The 18,522-nt window shown below is 59.4% G+C and carries 19 protein-coding genes; 13 read left to right on the top strand and 6 right to left on the bottom strand.

The window, feature by feature from the left end; translation table 11 throughout:
- Window positions 1-201 precede the first annotated feature (201 nt).
- Window positions 202-1,383 carry a 5-demethoxyubiquinol-8 5-hydroxylase UbiM gene (gene ubiM, locus EOA32_RS09955; protein WP_128371648.1) on the top strand — a complete coding sequence of 394 codons (1,182 nt, stop codon included), beginning with the start codon at window positions 202-204 and terminating at the stop codon, window positions 1,381-1,383.
- A gap of 278 nt (window positions 1,384-1,661) precedes the next feature.
- Here the strand turns inward: ubiM and EOA32_RS09950 are convergent, their stop codons facing one another.
- On the bottom strand, window positions 1,662-1,913 hold the full coding sequence (locus tag EOA32_RS09950) for a DUF2285 domain-containing protein (protein ID WP_096875023.1): 252 nt from the start codon (window positions 1,911-1,913) through the stop codon (window positions 1,662-1,664).
- Between the two features lie 130 nt (window positions 1,914-2,043).
- Between EOA32_RS09950 and EOA32_RS09945 the strand changes: the two genes are divergently transcribed.
- From EOA32_RS09945 to EOA32_RS09915, 7 genes are all read left to right on the top strand, one after another.
- Window positions 2,044-2,256, top strand: coding sequence for a helix-turn-helix transcriptional regulator (locus tag EOA32_RS09945; RefSeq protein WP_040972957.1), 213 nt, complete (start codon window positions 2,044-2,046; stop codon window positions 2,254-2,256).
- Window positions 2,257-2,655: 399 nt separating this feature from the next.
- Entirely contained in the window at window positions 2,656-3,594 is a 939-nt protein-coding gene (aepX, locus tag EOA32_RS09940; protein WP_128371647.1) for a phosphoenolpyruvate mutase, read from the top strand.
- A 38-nt stretch (window positions 3,595-3,632) separates the two neighbouring features.
- On the top strand, window positions 3,633-4,817 hold the full coding sequence (locus EOA32_RS09935) for an aminotransferase class I/II-fold pyridoxal phosphate-dependent enzyme (RefSeq protein ID WP_128371646.1): 1,185 nt from the start codon (window positions 3,633-3,635) through the stop codon (window positions 4,815-4,817).
- 24 nt (window positions 4,818-4,841) lie between these two features.
- Window positions 4,842-5,633 (top strand): phosphocholine cytidylyltransferase family protein, encoded by a 792-nt coding sequence (locus EOA32_RS09930; protein ID WP_128371645.1) that lies wholly within the window; start codon window positions 4,842-4,844, stop codon window positions 5,631-5,633.
- 30 nt (window positions 5,634-5,663) lie between these two features.
- A complete protein-coding gene (locus EOA32_RS09925; RefSeq protein ID WP_128371644.1) occupies window positions 5,664-6,272 on the top strand; it encodes a CDP-alcohol phosphatidyltransferase family protein in 609 nt (202 codons plus the stop codon).
- A 264-nt stretch (window positions 6,273-6,536) separates the two neighbouring features.
- Window positions 6,537-7,661, top strand: coding sequence for a PLP-dependent aminotransferase family protein (locus tag EOA32_RS09920; protein WP_189407041.1), 1,125 nt, complete (start codon window positions 6,537-6,539; stop codon window positions 7,659-7,661).
- A gap of 42 nt (window positions 7,662-7,703) precedes the next feature.
- Window positions 7,704-8,525 (top strand): methyltransferase domain-containing protein, encoded by an 822-nt coding sequence (locus EOA32_RS09915; protein ID WP_128371642.1) that lies wholly within the window; start codon window positions 7,704-7,706, stop codon window positions 8,523-8,525.
- A 93-nt stretch (window positions 8,526-8,618) separates the two neighbouring features.
- Here the strand turns inward: EOA32_RS09915 and EOA32_RS09910 are convergent, their stop codons facing one another.
- The 5 genes from EOA32_RS09910 to EOA32_RS09890 form a co-directional block, all read right to left on the bottom strand.
- The gene (locus tag EOA32_RS09910; RefSeq protein WP_128371641.1) at window positions 8,619-9,383 is read right to left on the bottom strand and encodes an aldolase/citrate lyase family protein; all 765 of its coding nucleotides are present in this window, start codon (window positions 9,381-9,383) and stop codon (window positions 8,619-8,621) included.
- 42 nt (window positions 9,384-9,425) lie between these two features.
- The gene (locus EOA32_RS09905; protein WP_128371640.1) at window positions 9,426-10,694 is read right to left on the bottom strand and encodes an extracellular solute-binding protein; all 1,269 of its coding nucleotides are present in this window, start codon (window positions 10,692-10,694) and stop codon (window positions 9,426-9,428) included.
- 32 nt (window positions 10,695-10,726) lie between these two features.
- Complete coding sequence (locus EOA32_RS09900) at window positions 10,727-11,563, bottom strand: carbohydrate ABC transporter permease (protein ID WP_128371639.1); 837 nt, start codon at window positions 11,561-11,563, stop codon at window positions 10,727-10,729.
- On the bottom strand, window positions 11,560-12,417 hold the full coding sequence (locus tag EOA32_RS09895) for a sugar ABC transporter permease (protein ID WP_245499232.1): 858 nt from the start codon (window positions 12,415-12,417) through the stop codon (window positions 11,560-11,562). The genes EOA32_RS09900 and EOA32_RS09895 overlap by 4 nt, the downstream gene beginning before the upstream one ends.
- Before the next feature lie 110 nt (window positions 12,418-12,527).
- Window positions 12,528-13,703 carry an ABC transporter ATP-binding protein gene (locus EOA32_RS09890; protein ID WP_128371637.1) on the bottom strand — a complete coding sequence of 392 codons (1,176 nt, stop codon included), beginning with the start codon at window positions 13,701-13,703 and terminating at the stop codon, window positions 12,528-12,530.
- A gap of 392 nt (window positions 13,704-14,095) precedes the next feature.
- On the opposite strand from EOA32_RS09890, the gene EOA32_RS09885 reads away from it, so the two are divergent.
- The 5 genes from EOA32_RS09885 to EOA32_RS09865 all read left to right on the top strand — a co-directional run bounded on the left by EOA32_RS09885 (window position 14,096) and on the right by EOA32_RS09865 (window position 18,455).
- Window positions 14,096-15,004: a LysR family transcriptional regulator gene (locus EOA32_RS09885; protein ID WP_128371636.1), complete on the top strand. Its 909-nt coding sequence runs from the start codon at window positions 14,096-14,098 to the stop codon at window positions 15,002-15,004.
- 39 nt (window positions 15,005-15,043) lie between these two features.
- On the top strand, window positions 15,044-16,042 hold the full coding sequence (locus EOA32_RS09880) for a phosphonopyruvate hydrolase (RefSeq protein WP_245499230.1): 999 nt from the start codon (window positions 15,044-15,046) through the stop codon (window positions 16,040-16,042).
- 365 nt (window positions 16,043-16,407) lie between these two features.
- Window positions 16,408-16,656, top strand: a complete 249-nt coding sequence (locus tag EOA32_RS09875; RefSeq protein WP_128371635.1) for a hypothetical protein — start codon at window positions 16,408-16,410, stop codon at window positions 16,654-16,656.
- A gap of 314 nt (window positions 16,657-16,970) precedes the next feature.
- The gene (locus EOA32_RS09870) at window positions 16,971-17,699 is read left to right on the top strand and encodes a LuxR family transcriptional regulator (RefSeq protein ID WP_128371634.1); all 729 of its coding nucleotides are present in this window, start codon (window positions 16,971-16,973) and stop codon (window positions 17,697-17,699) included.
- Window positions 17,700-17,786: 87 nt separating this feature from the next.
- Window positions 17,787-18,455 carry an acyl-homoserine-lactone synthase gene (locus EOA32_RS09865; RefSeq protein WP_128371633.1) on the top strand — a complete coding sequence of 223 codons (669 nt, stop codon included), beginning with the start codon at window positions 17,787-17,789 and terminating at the stop codon, window positions 18,453-18,455.
- The last annotated feature ends 67 nt before the right edge of the window (window positions 18,456-18,522 follow it).

The raw sequence follows: 18,522 nt of genomic DNA, 5'->3' as shown, positions 1-18,522 counted from the left end.
CATGTCTAACGGACAGTGTGGTCGTTACCTTCAGCGAATCGCGGTGGTGAAAATCCTCCTTTCTGGCTGGCAATCTGCCTGGCTCGGCCCGTGGCTTGAGGCGATGCGGCACACAACGGCAGCCAGGGCAACCGGTCCACGGATTGCGGCTCAACAGAACCAGCACCTCACCCACATAGCCGACGCGATGGCAGCGCGCTGATGGCCAGTTGCGACGACAGTTTAGACATCATCGTCGCCGGAGCCGGGCCGGTTGGACTTTCCTTCGCCGCATCGCTTGCAAAGAGCGATCTCAAAGTGGCGGTGGTCGAGCAGCAGGCCCTCGAAAGCCTGGCGAAGCCGCCTTCCGATGGTCGCGAGATCGCGCTGACCTTCGCCTCGATCAACATCCTTCGCGAGCTCGGCGCCTGGGATGCCATCTCCGCTGGTCACAAGTCACCAGTGCAAGGCGCGCGCGTGCTCAACGGATCGAGCCCTTTCGCTCTGTGTTTCGATCCTCCAAGAGGATCTGCAGAACCACTCGGATTTCTGGTCCCAAATTGTCGGATCCGCGATGCCCTGTTCAAGATCATCCGCTCGCACCACCGTGTCCAGCTACTATGCGGCCACTCGGTCGTTGGTGTAACCAACAGCCGCAAAGGGGCGGTCGTAAAGCTTTCCGACGGCAGGCGGTTGACCGCTCGGCTTTTCGTCGCAGCAGATTCGCGTCTGTCGCGAACGCGCGACCTGCTCGGCATCGCCGCCGACATCAATCGGCTTGGCAGTTCGATGGTGATTTGCCGCGTCAGGCACGAACGCGCCCACCATCAGCTCGCAATCGAATGGTTCGATCACCATCAGACCATAGCGATCTTGCCGCTGATGGAAGGCGAGTCGTCATTGCTTGTCACATTGCGCGCAAACGAGGCCAGCAGACTTCATGCTTTGGACGACGATCTGTTCCTGATCGAATTGACGGACCGGTGTCGAGGGCGCCTCGGAAAAATGACCCTCGCAAGCAAACGCCATATCTATCCGTTGGTCACGACCTGGGCGCATAGCTTCTGGGCTCCAAGCGCCGCACTTGTCGGCGACGCTGCCGTCGGCATGCACCCGGTAACGGCCCACGGCTTCAACATCGGCCTCGGCGGCCAAAAGCGACTCGCCCATGGAATACTGACGGCCATTCGCAATGGTCACGACCTTGCCGACCCTGACATGTTGCGCAGATATGACAGCCGCCTGCGCTTGACGGCCGCACCTCTGTATCACGCTACCAATCTACTGGTAGGGATCTACTCAAACGAGCACCCGGCGGCCCGAATTGCAAGACATGTGGGGCTTCGCTTGGGTCAATATCTTCCGTTCGTCCGGCACGGCGTTGCGAGCATGCTTGGGCGATGAAAAAGCTTCCGGTAGATTTCGGGCTGTTGCGGCGGATGGATTGCCAGGTGCGCTGCGCCGTTCGGCCGAGCAAGTTGCCGTCCCTGGCTCGCAATTCGGCAGGGATTTCCGGCTGCAGCCCTTCGTTCCCCTCTGCCGGATCTTGCCCCCAGCCTGCATCGCGTATGCTGGCACAAATGCTCCCGTCCGCAGGATAGGCGAAGCGCCCCGGTCCATGTCTCGCCACCGGCACCGCACCGTTGTCGGGCTGCCGTCTTTTTTCTTTGTCGGAACGCCAGTCAGCCAGCGAACAATTCTCGGTAGCCTGTCGTCACCATCCAGTTCGCCCGATCGAGATGGCTGCGGGCCGCATTGCGGGCTCGTTCCGGTTCGCGTTCGGGATCGATGCCGAGGATCAGCTGTGCCATTTCCTCGTAGCTGGCACTGTCGGCGGCGGCGTCCAGGAACCGCATATAGGTCGTAAAATGCTCTTTGTCGTAAGCCGTGAGGCTATCTGACCAGGGAACTTCGTCTTGCATTTCGGTGTCCAAGTGGCTTTGAGCGAGTTCGGCTTCCGGGCGCGTCTTCCAGCGATCCCAGATGTGTTTTGAGCGGCTCACTATAACGAATAGGAACGATCGTTCCTAGAACGATAGTTCCGGTTCTGGTCCGTATATCGCCATGGACCTCAAAGAGGTGATGGCGATCAACATGCGTCGCGTGCGCCATCATCAGGACTTGACGCAGGAGGAATTGGCGGCTCTCGCGCAGCTTAGCATGCGTTATGTGGGCTCAATCGAGCGCGGCCGCGTCTCCGCGAGCGTAAGTGTCCTGGGTCGGCTCGCAAAAGCTCTTAATGTTGATCCTTGCGAACTGATCAAGCCGCCCCGCTGATCAAACAATCCATACTCTCCTCGGCATGACTCGTTAGATGGCGGCGTTCAACCCCTTGAACTGAGCGGCTGCGCGCAGATGGCGCTCACCGGACGCTCGGGAAATCGAGCCTGATCGGCGATGCGGTCGGCCCCATGGCCGCGTCAGTCATTTTCCGCCGTAGCAAAACAGCAATATCGTTGAGAGGCCGACAGCCAAAAATGATTGCAGCCGATTGTTTAATAGTGCCTATGAGTTCCACAATCGTTGAACAATGATGTAACGTAAGTTTCACAAAACTGGCTGTTATTGTCAGAACTATCGTGTAGTGTGCTCTGATGCGTTGGTGATATGGGGGAGTGTAGAACTTATTGGATCGAATGCGTTATTAATCTCAGGTCGGCAACCGGATTCATAACTATGATAAGAAATGTGGCCATTACCGCGAACGCTAACAATGTAACTCGCCAAGCATCGGCCGCATCGGCGTTGCGGTCTCTGGTATGTTCGAATGAAATCGCTTTCCTTATGGAAGCCCACGACGCCCTGTCGGCGTCGGTCGCGGAGGCCGCCGGCTTTCGAGGTCTGTGGGCCTCAGGATTGTCGATCTCCTCCTGCCTGGGCTATCGCGATGCGAACGAAGCGTCGTGGACTGAGATCGTCGATGCTGTGCACAGGATCGTCGAGGCCACGCAAATACCTGTTCTAGTCGACGGCGACAGCGGATTCGGGAATTTCAACAACGCGCGCCTGTTCGCGCGCAAGCTGCACCAACGCGGGGCGGCCGGTGTCTGCGTCGAGGATAAGTGCTTTCCAAAAAAGAATTCGTTTGTCGCAGACCGGCACTCACTCGCTGAGATCGGTGAGTTCAGCGGACGTCTGCAGGCTATTCGGGACCACGTGCCGGATCCGGAATTCGTTGTGGTCGCGCGGATCGAGGCACTCATCGCGGGGCATGGTCAGGATGAGGCGCTGACGCGGGCGCATGCTTACGCCGACGCCGGTGCCGACGCGATCTTGATCCATTCGCGCAAACCAGGCGCAGCGGAAATTCTCGCCTTTAGCCGCGCCTGGAGGAACCGTCTTCCGGTAGTGATCGTCCCGACGAAATATTACCGCGCGCCGGTCGCGCAATACAGAGCGGCACAAATCTCAACCGTGATTTGGGCGAACCATAATATGCGTGCTGCGATCTCGGCTATGCGCCAGGTTTGCGACCGCATCATCCGCGACGAGAGCACCGCCGGGATCGAACGCGACGTTGCGACGCTCGAAGACCTCTTCGATCTGCTGAAATATCAAGAGCTCTCCGCGGCCGAACGAAAATATCTGCCGCAAATTGCGAGCGGTGCCCGATAAACGGGCCTGACTTCCCAAGTCAAGGCAAGGAGGCGCCGATGCTTGCTCGACGCACAAGCTCGTTCGGTTCATCTGGAACCGCCGCGGCGCGGGCCGCCGCAAGGCAGGCAGCCCACAGCCGCCAAGAGGTGATCGACCTGACCGCTGGCGAGATCTGGAGCGAGCTCGCTCCGACCATTCGCGAAGGCGCGATCAATGCTATCAATAACGGCGTCAATCGTTACACCGATACGATCGGCATGATGGAATTGCGCGAGGCGCTGGCGCGGAAGGTCTCCTTCGATACGGGTCAAACCTGGAAAGCCGACGAGATCGCGGCAACGACAGGCGCCAAGCAAGCGCTCTTCAATACGACCATGGTGCTGCTGAATCCAGGTGACGAGGTGATTATCCCTTGTCCCTACTGGACGACGTTCTCGGCCCAGGTCGTAATTGCAGGTGGCAAGCCGATTTTCGTCGATACGCGTTCCAACGCCTACGTCCCGCGCATCCAGGACATCGCTGCGGCATTGACCGAAAAGACCCGTGCCATCGTCGTCAATACACCCGCCAACCCGTCGGGTGCGGTCTACGATTTTGATACGCTGACGGCGATCGCCCAACTGGCGATCGACCGCGACCTGTGGGTCATTTTCGATGAATGCTATGCCAACTTCGTCTACGGCCATCATGCGCATCACCCGATCGTTTCGGTTGTGCCCGAAGTCAGGTCTCGAACAATTATCGTCAACGGATTCAGCAAGTCGCTGGCCCTGACGGGCTGGCGGATCGGCTATCTGGCGGCTCCAAAGGAAGTTGTTGATACCGTCAGGGCCTTGCAGTCCCATACCACCTCAAATCCCAATGTGATCGCGCAACATGCGGTGCTGGCTCACCTTGAGCGGGGAGACGGCCGCCATGAGAGCAAGCTTGCCTTGCAGCTGGCAAGTTCCAGACAGATCGGTCTCGGCATCCTCTCCTCATTGAGGCGGATCCCCGCGCCTCGGGCGCAGGGCGGCATTTATTTTTATCTTGATCTTTCCAAGTTGCGACCCGCATCCAAGAATGGTCTGGCGAGCGCCGATGACGTTGCGACCTCGCTCCTTGCCGACGCCGGCGTCGCAGCTGTATCGGGCACCGCCTTCGGCGACCCCCTCGGTCTGCGGCTGTCCTATGGAATTCCTCCCGAAGAACTCGAAACCGGACTAACCCGGCTGGTTGATGTCCTCAACGGCTGGAAATGACACTACGAAGAAAGGCAGATCGACATGCCTGTCGCCGCGCCCAAGAAAGCCGTCATCCTCGCCGCCGGAATGGGCTCCCGTCTGCGCCCGCTGACCGATCTGCGGCCGAAGCCCCTGATCGAAGTCAACGGCACATCGATCCTGCACAATGCGCTGCGAAACCTCGCGGCAATCGGAGTGGAAGAGGTCATAGTAGTCGTCGGTTACCGCAAAGATGCCATCCAATACGCATGCGGCAACCGCTTCCACGGCGTCCAGATCACGTATGTGGAGTCAACGGTTTTCGACCGCACCGGCAGCGCCTATTCGCTTTGGCTAGCCCGCGATATGCTGCTTTCGGGGGATTTCTATCTACTCGAAGGCGACGTCTTCTTTGAACAGAATGCACTCCACTATCTTAACATTGCCGATGCCGCCGATGTTGCCGCCGTTGTAACGTTCGACGCCACGATGCAAGGGTCGGCGGCGGTGCTTTCGGCGAGCGGCTTGATCTCGACTTTCCGCACAAAGCAGACCGCGGCAGATCTTGCCGAAAGCGGGCCCAAGCTGTTCAAGACGATGAATCTACTGCGTTTGGCCGCGTCTACCCTAAGAGGCCTCATCGTTCCCGCGCTCGACGAGGTCATCGGCTCAGGTGCTACTCAGGCTCACATTGAGGAACTTCTTGCCTATCTCGTGGAAAGGCGCGGGCTCCAACTAGCCGCGGCCTGTTGCGATGGCGTGAAGTGGTGCGAGATCGACAGTGCCGAGGATCTGCGCAGCGCGCACAGCATCTTTGCTGATGCCGCGCAGCCGCTCCACCCCCCCCGGGCGTAGCGCCTGCGATAATCAGTGAGGGAGGTCTCGATGATCCGCCTGCTTGTCGATCCGGCAAATGCAATGACCGCCATAGGCCTCGCACTCTCCTCGATCGGCATCGATTTCTCGATCGCCGGGTTTCCGGAGATCGGCGTTGCAATCGTCTTGTGGGCGCTGTTGGCCGATCATTTCGACGGTGTCGTCGCGCGGCGAATGCGAGGCAGCCGTTCGACGGAAACGGCAGAAGTCGGCAAGAATTTGGACTCACTCGCCGATCTCGTCAGCGCTGGAATTTTTCCAGCCGTGACGCTGATCGTCGTCGGGCACGGATCGCCACTGTGCGTTGTTTCTGGAGCCGTTCTCGCCGTCGCCAGCGCCTTGCGGCTGAGTTTCTTCAACGTGGTCGGGTCTCCGTCAGAGCGGTTCGTCGGAGTGCCGACAAGCTGGGTCATGCCGGTGACGGCGATTGTGTTCTTGCTTCGTCCCACTCTGCCCGAAAGTATTTTCGCGAGGCTGTTCGCATTCCTCCTCATCCTGCTCGCCATTCTCCACGTCTCGCCGGTCCGTGTGCCTAAAACCGCGGGCCTCATGTATTTGGTCGTGACGGCGTTTTGCGTCGTTGCATCCGCCGCGCTCGCATTTCGGGGCGCATCTTGAGGCCGCGGGAAGTGCCGCAAGCACGACAGGCCGAGGTGCCCTTTATGTCCGGGCGACCGTGCTCAGCCATTGCGGCAGGCTGAACAATCGATAGGCGTGGCACATCCACTTTGTTTCGTCATTCGTCCATCGCCAATGTTGCATGATGCGGCTTCGCGTTTGGCTCTGTCGCTCCAGAGGTCGCCCGCCGTTCGCAAACGAAGACAGCCACGACTTCAAGCTTCTTGCCCCTTGTCGGCATCCACGAAAACCAGGGAGCGACTCATGAGCCGTCCGCGAACCAGCGCAATCGATCTTTCTACCGCGCTGCCACCGTGCCCATCTTTTCTGGGAGAGGCTTTGTCTCGATCCCTCGTCGAACTGGCCTCGCAATCGCAGCTCCACTGGCGGATCCGGAAAAATCGGCCCGGTGGAGAGGAACGGGATCGCGAGATCGGCTCCATATGGATAAAGCCGCGCGTCGGTGAGATCCTCCCCGCAGATCGCATCCTGGTGACCAACGGCACCCAAAACGCGCTCGTCGTCATACTGCGGCACTTGTGCAAACCGGGTGACGTCATTGTGGCCGAAAAGCTGGCTTATCTCCTGATACGTCCGATAGCCTTGTCGCTCGGCCTTATCGTAATCGGTGTCGAAATGGACGCGGAAGGGGTCGAGCCGGCCGCGCTCGAGGCTGTATGTCAGCGAGCCAGTCCCAAACTTCTCTACTGCACCCCGACAGTCCAGAATCCCACCACGGCAGTCATGTCACAAAGTCGGCGAGCCGAAATTGTCCGCGTGGCACGAGCGCACAAGATTGCGATCATAGAAGACGATGTGCTCGGCCGTCTCCATCCAGAAGCACCACCATCACTGTACGCCCACGCCCCAGATACCACCTGGTACATTATGAGCGTTTCCAAGTGCTTCGCTATGGGCCTTAGATTGGCCTATCTGGCGATACCCGAGGGCCTCGCGGCGGCAGATGTATTGAGGCCGCATCTAAGGTCGTCGTCGATGTTTGCCAACTCTTTGTCCTGCGAGCTCGTTGCGCACTGGATCGAAGGGGGCAACGCTGGGCAAATCGTCGACACCGCGCGTGTCGAAGTCACGGCAAGGCAACAACTGGCCCTGCAGCATCTTGGCCGATCCGGGGCCAAAACCGTGCCGGGGGCTTTGCACTTGTGGATAGAACTGCCTGCCAATGCGAGCTGTGACGCAGTCGTCGAAGCCGCTCTGGCGGCTGGCGTCCAGATTAGATCCGCCAGGGTTTTTTCGGTGGACGATCAGCCACCTCCCAATGCGATCCGCGTGGCGATTACAGGCCCCCAGGATCACGCGCAGCTTCATGCCGGTTTGTCGATCGTTGCGGAAATCCTTTCCGCCCATCTCTCACACGACCCACCATGAAGACTTAAAACAGGGCATCCATCAAGACAAGGAATACGGGAAATGAGCACGACAGACCGTCAAATAATGACCGCCGCGCCTGCGGATCTGTTTGCGGGAGCCGCTTACTATTTTGCGCGCTATCAAGCAGACTATCCAGCCGCGATGTTCGATTTCTTGACACAAAATTACCTTTCCGGCCGAGAGCCGGCCGTCTTGCTCGATCTTGGCTGTGGAACGGGCCAGATCAGTGTTCCGCTTGCTCGATTTGCCGATGAAGTCATCGCCGTCGACCCCGATCAAGGTATGATCGATGAGGCGCGCCAATACGCCGCCAGATCCGGCGCTCGCAACGTCTCCTTCGTGACCGGAAAATCCGAGGAGCTTGGCTTGGACATCGGCCCGGCTTCACTGGTCACGATAGCGGGCGCGTTCCATTGGATGGATCGGGAGCGGGTCGTGAAGTACCTTGAGAAGGTGGCGGGGCACGGCTGTGCTATCGCTGTCATTTCGAGGCAGCGTTCGAACTGTTCACCCGATGATTGGTGGTTGGAACAACTCGCCTACACCGAGGCTTTCTGGGGCGGTTTCTTTCCGGCGGGAAGGGAAGGTATCCGACCTGCCCTGAAGGAATCGAATGATGTCATCCTTGCCCGTTCCGCCTTCAGCGACATTCAGGACAAAAGCTTTCCCTACGAACATCATTGGGATCTGGATTCGCTCGTCGGCTATATCTTGTCTACATCCAAGGCCTGCCCTGGGGTACTCGGCGACCGACGGCCGGTATTCGAGGATGGCTTGCGGTCCCGGCTCTCGGCGATGTCGCCCACCGGGACGTTCATCGAGCGCGGCGTCGCTTCTTTGCTCTTGGCAGCGCGGCCATAACGAGCAGTGTCTCGCCCGTATATGGCGCGGATCATCTCAGCGTCGTTCAGCATGTCGCGCCGAGGCTTGGCGGGACATGCTGAACGGCTGACATCATGCAGAAACCGCTTCCAGTTTACATGGCGGCTGCTTCAAACGACCATGGAACTCACGAGCGCCATAGCTCAACATATGGTTCGCATGATCATAAACGAGCCGAACGCCCTTATCGACGAAGGACCCCACGTCGCTATGGTTGACGAGCGTGCCGCAGACCTTGCCTGCGTCCACTATCGTTTTGATCGCACGATCGACGACTTCTGCAACGGCTTGCGGCTTGTTGCCTTGCTGCCATTCGTAGGTGATGGGCTGAGCGCCGATCGTGAGGGCCAAGTCCCCAGGAGCAACCAGATAGGCGTCGACGCCTTCGACGGCCATGATTTGCGGCAAGTTGTTGACTGCCTCGATGGTCTCAATCATCAGGATAAGCAACCGGTCCTGGTGATCGAACGGCGCGGAGAACCTGAACCGGTCCACGATGCTCTGCGCTACTTTCGCGTCCGACACCAACGGGATCATCAGACCGTCGACGCCGCATTCGAGATACTTGGTCACCATCCATGGCGAGGGATCTTCCGGCCGCAGGATCGAAACGATTCCCGACAGACTCGAAGCGCGCGCCATCTCTTCCACCCGTTCCGGACCGGCCGAACCGTGTTCACAGTCGATGAGGACGGCATCGAACCCGCATTCAGCCAATTTTTCCGCTAGGCTGGGCGACGGATGACTGGAGTGTACCAGGGTGCCGATGCCCCCGGAACGGAGTTTTTCTTTTAGCGCGCGAGAGGCCGACAAGTCACGCTTTAGGAATGATGCCATTTGATAACACCTTTGATTGAGGGTGGTTGGGGTCAGGGTCGGTCAATGCAACGGAAGCAGATCGGAGACGTCATGTCCCATCTGCTCCAGTGCCTGCTTGGGTGCGGCTTTCAACAAGACCACCGACGCCAAGTGGTTCTTTATCACGGTGGTGATCTTGACTGAGTTCTCGCCTGGGAACGCTTCCCAGGGTCCCATCACCGACAACGCCGGGATCAGCGCCTGGAGGTTGGGACGCGATGCATAATATTGCCGCAGCGCTTCGGTGCTGAGCGCGAGATCGTTGGCTGGGAGATAAGCCGTGCGCGTCGCCACGATCGTCTGCCCCGCGACACCTGAAGCAAACTTCATGAACTCCCATGCCTTTTGTCGCTGCTCCGGACCCTTGGAGAACATGATGCTGATGGGGCCGGCGGCGGGCAGGTGACCGGCTTCATTCGCAACCGGGAACGGCCGCATCGCAATTTGAAACTGTCCTTCGGCGCGTTTCGCGATAGCCGCGTAACTGCTGCTTGACGTACACAGGATGCCAATCTGACCCGCGGAAAATGCCTGTCGTGCCTGGTCGCGTGACATGTCCGCTCGCGCTTGTCCGCATGCGCCGAAATCCCGCAAAATTCCAAGGGCGGCGAGCCCTTCGGCCCCGACAAATCCGACGTTCTGTCCGTCATCGGCCAAGATGCGGCCGCCAAACCCATTCAAGAGACAATGGAACGTCCAGTTGCCGCCGTTGTCGTACTCCATAAACGCGCCCACGACCTGGCCTTTGCCCATGGCATCGAGTTTGCGGCCCAGCGCCGTGATTGCTTCCCAGGAGTCCGGCGGCTCGCTGACGCCAATTCGCTTCAAGAGGTCGAGATTATAGAGGATCACCGGCATCGAGACCGCAAAGCCAAGGCCATGCATGCTTGCTCCAAAGCGGCCGATTCGTGTCACGGCCGGTGAGAAACTTTGTCCCCAACCGGCTTCGTTGCGCTGGTAATCATCCAGGCTTTGCGCAAGCTTTCTGTCGGCGAATACACGAAGACAGTTCGGGCTGATGAACAGGACGTCCGGCAGTTCCCCAACCATTGCCGAGCGCAGCACGGTGGTGATGGCGGTCTCATCCTCTCGAATCGAGGTGTCTATGCTCAACGCAACGTCATGTCCCGCCTGATAGGCAGCTCCCAGCGCGGAATACATGTCGGCGAATATGGAGGGGAGCGCGACTACGCGCAGCGCATCCGAGGGCGCCGCGCGCGCGACAGACCCCGTGGTAAGGAAGATGGACGATGAACCGGCGAGAAAATGGCGCCGCGTGATTTCGAACATTGGTCGATCCTCATTTTATTTGTGAGCTGCGTTCATTTCACAGACCCACCAGTCATTCCCTCCACGAACCACTTCTGCGCGGCCAGGAATGCGATGAGCAATGGGGCGACGACCAGTGTCGATGCGGCCATCAATGGGCCGTAGTCGTTCCCGGCCTCTTCGTTCTTGAAAGCCATGATCCCGAGCGGCGCAGGCATCAGGTTGCCGTCGCGCACCGCAATCAGCGGCCAGAAAAGATCGTTCCAGTGGGCTACAACCGAGAAGATGGAAAACGCGATGACGGCAGGCAGCGCCATCGGCACCATGATTTTCCAGACGATGGCAAGTTCGCACAGGCCATCGAGCCGAGCCGCGTGGACAATGTCGTTCGGGATCTTCTTGAAGAATTGGCGGAAGAGAAAAATACCGAACGGTGAGACGACGTATGGAATAACCAGGGCCAAGTACGTGTTCAGGATGTCGAGCTTGTAGCAGAGGATGAACAAGGGAAGGGACAGCACCTGGTGGGGCAGAAGCAGCCCGACGAGAACCATGGCGAAAATGAAATCGCGACCCCAGAACTTGAGCTTGGCCAGAGCGTAAGCCGCCGGCGCGCACGAGAGAATTTGTGCTGCCAGGATCAGAGCGCAGACAAGCAGGCCGTTGCCCATGTAGCGCGGCAGAGGCACCGAAGTGATCGCCTTGGCGTAATTGTCGACACCATAAAATTGCGCCGGAAGGACCGAGAAGGTCGCACGAAAAATCTCGCCAGGTGATTTGAGCGACAGGCTGACCATCCAAATGAAGGGTACGAGAATGAATGCGGACGTGAGGACCAGCACGCCGTGGCGCAGGATGGCGGCCGCAGGAGAAAGGCGGATCGCGCTCATTGATAGTGTACCCGTTTGTCCATGCGACCTGCCTGGAGCAGGGTCAGCGCCACGACGATTGCGAGAAAGACGATGGCGACCGCGGCGCCATAGCCGGCGCGCAAATATTCAAAACTTTCCCTGTAGATCGTGTAGAGCAGCATTTCCGAGGAGTGGCCCGGGCCGCCTTGGGTCAGGATCTGGACCGTGTCGAAGGTTTCGAAAGCTCTAAGCGCCACAACGATGACGACGAACATGGACACCGGTCCAAGCATTGGAATGGTGACGGTCCGCAGGCGATCGAGCCAGTGATCGGCCCCGTCAACCTCAGCGGCGTCGTATAAATCAAGCGGGATCGACTTCAGCCCCGCCATGAAGAGCACCATGGCGTAACCGAGATTCTGCCAGATGCCGATAACGGCGAGAACAGGCAGGGCCGTCGTTTCATCGCGCAGCCAGTTGGCGACAGGTAAACCAAGGGCCGCGAGGCTGTGGTTGATCAGGCCGATGGTGGGATGCAGCAAGGCCTCCCACGAGATCGCCATTGCAGTTGCCGTGGCCATGAAGGGCAAGAAATGAACCGCTCGATAAAGAGCGCGGCACGAATGGCTGCTCTCTATGAGCAGCGCGATCAAAAGTCCTGCAAGGACGGTTCCCGGAACAACCATCACTGCATAAACGACAGTGTTGATCAGCGACGCTCGAAAACCCTCGTCAAAGATGACTTCGCGGAAGTTTGCGAGACCGACGAAGGAAAGCGAGCTGGCGCCGAACTGCCAGTCGCTGAACGCTATGACAAAAACGCCGATAACGGGCAGGAAGAACAGAACGACCAGAAAGATGAGAGCAGGCGCAATAAGTGCCCAACCCCACATTGCCTCGTGCAACGAGTGTCTTCGTGGCAGCGAGACGCGCGGCGATAGCGTCCCCACGACCGCTTCCGCGGGCTGCGCAAGCCGACTGACAGCAGGCAGGCTTGCGCTCATCAGGCCCATTCCCTGGCTGGCGTGGACGAGTGAGCGCTCGAGACGTCTCGCGCACGAACCCGACGACCGTCGCGGTTGAAGACGAGCAGCTGGTCCGATCTGACTGAGACATGCAGCGTCTGTCCGGCTACAATATGGGGTGCGCGATCAGCGGAAAGCCTGGCTATCAACGGTTGCTCGAGGCCGGACGGGTCGAAATAGACGAACAAATCGGAGCCCATATGCTCGACCATGCGTACCGAGCCGGTGATCACCCCCGGACCGGAATGTTCAGCAAACTGGAAAGCCTCTGGGCGGATGCCGACAGTGAATTTGGACCCTGGCGCTATCTCGCAAGCAACCGAAAGGGCGGAGCCCGCAAGATCGACCAAGCCAGGTTCGCGCATTGTTGCGTCCACCATGTTGATCTTTGGCGATCCCAGGAACTCGGCCACGCGTATGTCGTTCGGGTCGGCATAGATCTCCTGCGGCGGGGCAACTTGCAACATCTCGCCGTCGCGCATCACAACGACACGATCAGACATCGTCATCGCTTCCGCCTGGTCGTGCGTCACATAGACAAATGTCACCCCAAGGCGCCTGTGCAGGTCCTTGATCTCGGCACGCATTTGGACCCTCAGCTTGGCGTCGAGATTGCTGAGCGGCTCGTCCATCAAAAACACGGCAGGATGGCGCACCATGGCGCGACCGACCGCCACCCGCTGACGTTGTCCGCCGGACAGTTGTCCCGGTTTGCGATTGAGCAGATGCGCAATTCCGAGCGCTTCGGCGGTGCGAAAAACCTCCATCTCGATCCCGCTTATCACCGGCCCGGAGCCTGGTAGCCATCGGCCGATGAGCGGCAGGCGCTGCGCGCGGCTCAGCCGTCGCATTCGCAACGGCAGGGCGATGTTCGCGGCGACACTCATATGCGGGTAAAGCGCATAGGATTGGAACACCATCGCCACGTCGCGACGCTTCGGGCGTACTCCATCCACCACACGACCGCCAATCTCGATGCTGCCCGTGTCCTGGACCTCGAGCCCGGCCAGTATGCGCAACAATGTCGATTTTCCGCATCCCGACGGGCCGAGCAGGGTCAGGAACTCGCCATCCGCAATCGAGAGCGAAACGTCATGCAGCACCCTTGTGGCCCCGAACGACTTGCGAATATTTCTTATGATAATCCCACTCACGCAGCGGCCTCCTCATTCCTCACGCAAGCGACGACTCGGCCAACTGACCTCGTCGCCGCGCACCTCGGATGGCAAAGGACGCAGCGCTCAAGCGGTCTGATAGACCAGCTGTCAAACGTGCCCAACGCAAGACGATTGGGTAGCCTGCGCCAGAATTGACGGCGACACGCAATGCGAGCTGTTGGCTCACATTGCACAAAGCAATAAGTAAGAAAGCCATGTCTATTGAGCGGAAATGTCATGCACCCATCCTGGGGCCGGAACTCATGGCTACGCGGTACCGCCGGGACACGACAGTCCGGTGACAAATATCGAATAATGTGATGGATGGTCTCAGTTTGGAGATGAATTGCCGTAAGGGATCAGCCCTCCAACTCTTTCCGGAGCTACCGATGACGAGCGAAGACGAAGCAGTGCCTTTGAACGCAATACGCGCTTTCGTAACGATCGTGCGCGAAGGAAGCCTGACGCGGGCAGCCAACGCATTAGGCACGACGCAGAGCTCCGTCAGCCGCTACCTAGCCGTTCTGGAAGGATATCTCGGGACAGACTTGATGGAACGGCGGGGCAGGCGAAGCGAACTGACCGAGTTTGGAAGATTATTCGCCAACACTGTCTCCGAGCCGCTCGATACAGTGTGCTTCACCGCTCAAAGAATGCGGCGGCGGACGCGGCCGAACGCCAACCGGATTGTCGTGCGCACGTCACTTTCGACCTTTGCCTATTCATTCTTGATCCCAAATCTTCAGGCATTCTCCACCGAAATGGGCGGCGTGATGGTTGACGTGATCAGTTCGCTTTCGCTGCCGACATCCACCGACGATTTCGACATCTTGATTACACGCGACCTTTCGGTCGTCGAACCTGCCGATCATTGGGAGATCTATAACGAGCAACTCGTGTGTGTGGGCCCTCCAAATCACATAGCAGGCAAAAGTCTTTCGGTCGTTCGCACCATGCCGATGATCAACGTCACATCTCGTCCCGACATACTCCCCACCTGGCTGCGAGGGATGAATCTGACGTCAAGGGATATCAAGTCGGGCGCGCGATACGATCACAATTACCTTGCGCTGCCTGCCGTCATGACAGGAAAAAGCCTTCTGGTAGCGCCCGAGATCATCGTCAGTGACCTGGTGCGCACTGGCGCTTTGAATGTGGTGCCGGGTTCGCTTACGCCAAGCGGAATGCAATACCGCGCCTATGCGGTCGACCGCGCCGACAATCCCGAACTCGCTCGCGCCTTTTGCCGGTGGTTGGCTCGACTGTGTAAAAAGGCGGCGATTTCGGAGGCTCGTTAACATCGCATTCGGCTATGGAAAGGTCTCAAAAATCGATCAATGCGTTTGATTGCCAACGACGTCGCCGAATACAGGAGGCAGTCATTCGATCATTCGTCGATTCCAGAGGCGCGCAAGATGCTGCAAACTGGTCAAAGCCCCAAGCACATCTGCGGAGCCTCCATGCTGACGAGCAGGGCATCTCTGCGAGCCCATGTCTGCGCCGGCCGTCTGGCCCACGTCATGGCGGCGCACAGTCCCTTGTCGGCAATCCTGGCCGAGGAAGCAGGCTTCCATGGCATCTGGGCCTCCGGTTTCGAACTTTCCGCTCTTTATGGACTGCCCGATGCAAGCCTTGTCTCCATGACGCGGCATCTCGACATGGTCCGTTCGATGGCCGAGCAGTCATCGCTGCCGATCATAGCTGATATCGACACGGGCTTCGGCAACGCCATCAACGTGATCTACGCCATCCAGCAATATGAGCGTGCGGGCGCCGCCGCGGTCGTCATTGAAGACAAAGCCTTTCCAAAGGTGACGAGCCTCCTGGCAGATGGTCGCCAGGAACTCATCCGGACCGAGGAATTCGTGGGAAAAATTCGGGCGGCCGTTGCGACGCGCGCAGACGCGGACTTCCTCGTCATTGCGCGCACCGAAGCGCTGATCGCCGGACTGGGTGAAGCCGAGGCCTTGAAGCGGGCCGGGGCGTATGAAGAAGCTGGCGCCGACATGATCTTGGTCCACTCCAAGCGCAAGATGCCCGACGAGGTGGAAAGTTTTGTACGAGCCTGGCGCGGCCAAGCTCCGATAGTCATCGTGCCGACGGCCTATCCGGAAATGAACGAGTCGCGCATCCGCGCCCTCGGCAAGATTGCGATGGTGATCTATGGCAATCATGCCATTCGGGCAGCGGTCACCGCCATGAAGGACGTCTTTGCCCGCATCCGCGCCGACGGCGGTATTCACCGCATCGACCCCGAAATCGTGTCCGTTGAGGAAATCTTCCGACTGCAGAAAATGGACGCCGTCAAAGCGAACGAGAATCGGTTTCTGTGGTGACCTCACCAGGGCTACTTTCAAAACGCGGATCATCGAAAACAGGTCTGAGGATGACCTCCTGATGAAGCCAAGTTCGTCCGTTTCTGCATCTTCGGTGTCGGGTTCGAGGTGCCGAGCTCATTTCGGTTTTCAGTTCGCAATGCGGGCGCTGGGCCTTAGGCGCCCGCGCGTCTCTCGTGGAACGATTTTTCGATGCCATGGCGTGCGGCCGAGATTTGTTGTCTTTCGATCCATGGAGCTAAGGCTGCTGCATGGCTCCGCCACCACCATCGTGCGAGCAGGCGCCGCTTGGCCTGCTACTGTTCGCGCGACGTATGCGTCGCAAGGTGCCCTATGGCAAATGAGGAAACGGAGGTTTCGCCGAATTGGAAATTTTCGAAAAGCTTGAAGCGTTGATCGATGCGCCGGGCGCGCAAACGGTCAATGAGGCACGCTCAATGCTGCGTCAGTTCGAGTCGGTCGTGACTGCCGACGCGATCCACCAATTCTTGCTGGACCTGATGACCTTGGTATTTGTGGTGGACGCTGCTCCTCAAAATTATCACCCGCCGGTGCGCAAGCTCGTCAAGGTCCGGCTGGCAATGCTCAAGATGCTTGGCGAAGCCTCGGCGTGAGCATCGGCCAAGCAAGCCTTTCGCGTGGCGCAAGCGCTATCAGCCGGATGGCGAAACGGCTGAAAATCTGTCGCGGCTGCACGTTGAATGGCGCGTGCCGCGGACTCGATGTCATCGCCTGTCGGTTCGAATTGGATGCTGAAGAGATTAGAATCGGCATTCTCCCATCGTTGGAATGCCGGCCGGAAGGTGACGGACTGGCGATCGCGTAACGCTCGGTGACGGCGGACTTGGCCACGTCACCTTGGCAAGCTGCCCGCCGGCTTGCGCGACTCCGAATGCCGCGCGGCGGAAGGGTCTGGGGACGACTAGGCATGCAATTTGTCTTCGAGACCTTCCTGGAGCAACTTTCGGAAAGCGTCGATGAGACGGATTTCCGTGACGCGATGGCGCGTGCTGCCGCGGCATTCGATCTCGTCAAATTCGCCTATCTGTGGCTGCCGCCACGGGCGCCGGGAAAGCCAAGGCTGATCTCCAACTATCCGCCACGCTGGACCGCTCATTACCTGAGCAACCATTATCACGCCATCGATCCGGTGATCGCGCGGGCGCAGGGCGGCCAATGCCCGTTTCTGTGGGGGCTTCACTACAGCCGAACCGCCGGCCTGTCGGATTTCGAGCGGAAGCTCTTCGACGAGGCGGCCGCGTTCGGCATACGCTGCGGTTTGACCATCCCGATCCTCGACAAGCGGGGCAACGTCGCCGCCATGAGCTTTGCCGCCGACGGGCTCAGTCCGGCCCTCCTGCGGGTGAGCGAGCGCTACCAAGAGGCATTTCGCTTCATGGCGACCTGCTTTCATATCTGCGTCCGCCGCAAGCTCTCGGCCGATCGGGTGGTCAACGGCGTGCAACTGACGCCGCGCGAATATGAATGCCTGGAATGGGCCGCGCAGGGCAAATCCGCACCCGACATCGCCTCGATTGTTGGCATCAGGCGCCGCACCGCCGCATTTCACCTGGAGAACGCCAGGAAGAAGCTTGGGGTGCGCACCCGCATGCAGGCCGTGGCGCAATTCTCAGCCGCCAGAACGGGTCTCGGCTAACCAGGCACCTGTACCGCTGTACAGGCTGCTTCGGCCTGACGCCTGGCCTCCAATGGCAGGGTCAATCCTGCCAGGAGGCCGATAATCATGCTGCAGCTCATTGCTCCCGAATGGTACGGCGATTTCGCCGACGAGCTCCACGAAATGCACCGTCTGCGCCACCGTGTCTTCAAGCAGCGGCTTGACTGGGACGTGGACACCAGCGGCGGCTATGAGATCGATCGCTTCGACGCGCTGAAACCGCACTATCTGGTGCTGCGCGGTGCAGGCGGTGAAGTCTGCGGCTGCGTGCGCCTGCTTGCCTCGACCGGGCCGACCATGCTTGGCGATATCTTTCCGGCCCTGCTCGACGGACAGCCGACGCCGCAGGATTCAAGGATCTGGGAAAGCAGTCGTTTCGCGCTCGACCTGCCGCCGTCGGCCGCCAAGGGATCAGGCGGCATCGCTGTCGGCACCTACGCGCTCTTCGCAGGCATGATCGAGTTCGGCCTGTGGCGAGGACTGAGCCGCATCGTCACCGTCACCGACCTGCGCATGGAGCGCATCCTGCGCCGGGCCGATTGGCCGCTCGAGCGGCTTGGCGAGCCGCGCGCGATCGGCCCCACCAAAGCCCTGGCCGGCTACCTCGAGGTCTCAAGCGAGCGCCTCGATGCCGTTCGCCGCAATGGCGGCCTTGCCGGTCCGGTGCTGTGGGCGCCGGTCAATCCACGAGGCCACATGATGGCTTCGCTTCATGCTTCGGGCGGAAATACCTGATGAGCCTGCCAGAAACTGAAGCCGACCGGCCGGATTGGCGCGATGAGCGGTCCTATGACTACACCCT

Origin of the sequence: Mesorhizobium sp. M1A.F.Ca.ET.072.01.1.1, from assembly GCF_004023325.1 — a bacterium.
Taxonomy (GTDB): Bacteria; Pseudomonadota; Alphaproteobacteria; order Rhizobiales; family Rhizobiaceae; genus Mesorhizobium.
This window is presented reverse-complemented; position numbering and strand designations above follow the sequence as displayed.